The organism is Deltaproteobacteria bacterium (genome assembly GCA_030654105.1).
GTDB lineage: Bacteria > Desulfobacterota > SM23-61 > SM23-61 > SM23-61 > JAHJQK01.
The window spans coordinates 1-2624 of sequence record JAURYC010000190.1 but is presented as its reverse complement, the minus strand read 5'-3'; the positions used below and the strand labels follow the sequence as shown (position 1 = coordinate 2624).

The 2624-nt window shown below is 50.6% G+C and carries 1 protein-coding gene; it reads left to right on the top strand.

Annotation, left to right across the window (positions count from 1 at the left end; translation table 11 throughout):
- Positions 1 to 210: 210 nt before the first annotated feature.
- Positions 211 to 2624, top strand: a 2414-nt coding sequence (locus Q7V48_07900; protein ID MDO9210657.1) for a hypothetical protein, incomplete at its 3' end; no start/stop codon positions are given.

The window sequence follows — 2624 nt, the reverse complement described above, 5'->3', positions numbered from 1 at the left end:
ATAGGAAATTCCTTTTTGGACACGGATTCACCCTGTTAGATGTTTACTATCTAACAGGGTAAACACAGATTATCAGGATAAACTAAAAAGAAAATAATTATCTGCGGTTATCCGCGTCCTATTAAATTTACCCTTGAAAGCAAGGAATTATTGCAAGACTTTCTATAACACCAAATTGCGGAAGGCCTGATAAAAACCGGAGAAAGGATTATGCTACGCTGCAATCCGCAATCCGCAATCCGCAATCTTCAATCTGAACTCCCCTTTTCTTTGTTCCTGGGAATTTTTCTCACCTCCGCTGCTACCCTGACGCTGCAGATCTCCTTGATCCGCCTCCTCTCCGTGGCCCAATGGTATCATTTTGCTTTCATGGTTGTGAGCATGGCTCTTTTGGGATATGGAGCCAGCGGGTCTTTTCTTTCCTCCTTTCCTTGGCTCCTTAACCGCGAGGCCCCCCAGACCTTGGTCCTGGTTTCCTGGTTTTTTTCCTTCAGCGCGCTGTTCGCTTATGTTATCAGCAATTTTATCCCCTTTGATATCGCCCGCATCTCCTGGGATCGCTGGCAAATTTTTTATGTTTTTTTGTATTATCTAATTTTTTCCATTCCCTTTTTTTTCTCGGGATTGGCCATCTCATCGGCTCTGGCCCGGTGGAGCAGTCTTGCGGGAAAGTTCTATTTTTTCGACCTGACCGGTGCTGCCCTGGGGTGTCTTCTTGTCCTCGGCCTCTTCGGGATCTTTGGCGGGCCTGGCACCCTTTTATTCTCTTGCCTCCTGGGCGGTCTGGCTTCCCTGGCCTTTGGATGGAAGAGGAAAACGAATCCATTTTTTCCCCTGTTCCAATGGGCCTGGATTGGCCTCCTCTTATTCTTCCTGTTGGGGGAACCTCCTTTCCTGAACTTGCGTCTCTCTCCCTACAAAGGATTGAGCACCGCCCTTCTCTTTCCCGGCGCGCAATTGTTGGAAACCCGGTGGAATGCTTTCTCCAGAATCGATGTACTGCAAAGCCCGGCTGCCCGCACAGCTCCGGGGTTAAGCCTTGAGTACCGGGAAGCCCTCCCGCCGCAATTAGGCCTTACGGTAGACGCCGATCGTTTGAATCCCATAACCCAGCTCCGCCGGCATGGCGGCGAGAAACCTGAACTTAAGTTTATCGATTTTCTTCCTTCTTCTTTTCCCTATCAGATCATCCAACCCAACCGGGTTTTGATTTTTGAGCCGCTGGGAGGACTGGAGGTGCTCAACGCTCTGCACCACCACACCGAAGAAATCGTGGCCGTGGAGGTCAACCCAACGGTGGTAGAGTTGCTTCAAGGAGACTATCGGGAATATTCCGGGGGAATTTACCTCGCCAAGGAAATCAAGGTGGTCATTGATGATGGCCGAAGTTTTGTGCGCAGAAACCTCCTCCCTTTCGATCTCATCGTCCTTCCTTTAACCGAAAGTTTGGGGGCTTCTTCCACGGGATTGGCCAGTTTGCACGAAGACTACCGGTTGACCACGGAAGCTTTTTTGGATTATTTACAAGCCCTCAAGCCCGGGGGGTTCATTGCCGTAAGTCTCTACCTCCTTCCTCCCCCGCGGGGGGAACTCCGTCTGGTTGCAGTCGTCAAAGAGGCCCTGGAGCGGATGGGCAAGACCCCCGGTAATCATCTTTTGGCTTTCCGTTCCTGGGGAACTTTGACCCTCCTGATAAAAAAAGATGCTGTGGTTTTTCAAGAGAGCCAAGCTCTTCGAGCCTTCTGCCGGAAATTGCGTTTTGATTTAGTCTATTATCCCGGAATGCAGCCGGAAGAAGCGAATGTTTATAACCGGTTTGCTACACCCCTTTACTTTCAGGGCGTACAAAGAGTGCTCCAGGAGGGAAAAAGTTTTTACGAGGAATATCCTTTCGATCTTAGCCCGGCCACGGATGATCGCCCGTTCTTCCATCATTATTTCCGCTGGGGGCATTTAGCCGCAATCTACCGTCTGGCTGGAGAGAAGTGGCCAATGCTTATCGAAGGTGGATACTTGGTTCCGGTTGTCTTTTTCCTGGCTCTTTTCCTCAGTTTTCTTTTCATTGTCCTTCCCGTGATGTTCGGCCGGTGGAGAGAACAAAATCAAACCATCGAGAGAGGGCAACCATTTTCCTGGTTGACCTACTTCGCCTCCCTGGGTCTTGGCTTCATGTTTGTGGAAATCTCCCTGATTCAAAAATTCATCCTCTTCCTGGGCCACCCCGTATATGCAGTCTCCTTGGTTATCTTTTCCTTGCTCATTTTCGCCGGGTTCGGGAGCCGTCTTTCCCTGAGAATTGATCCGCGCGCGTCTCGAGGTCTGAAGCTTATTCTTCCCCTCATCATAAGCTTTTTATTCCTTTACGCCCTGCTGTTGCCGCAGATCCTGTCTTTTTTTCAGGGGCAACCCCTTCTTTTGCGCCAGGTACTTACGATCCTTATGATAGGCCCGCTCGGATTACTGATGGGTATACCGTTTCCCTTGGGGATTCGGCTGATTGGCGAGCGATGGCCCTTGGGGGTCCCTTGGGCCTGGTGTGCGAACGGGTGCGCCTCCGTATTGGGTTCCATTCTCCCCGTGATCCTAGCCCTGGCCTGGGGATTTCAGGCGGTTTTTTTCCTGTC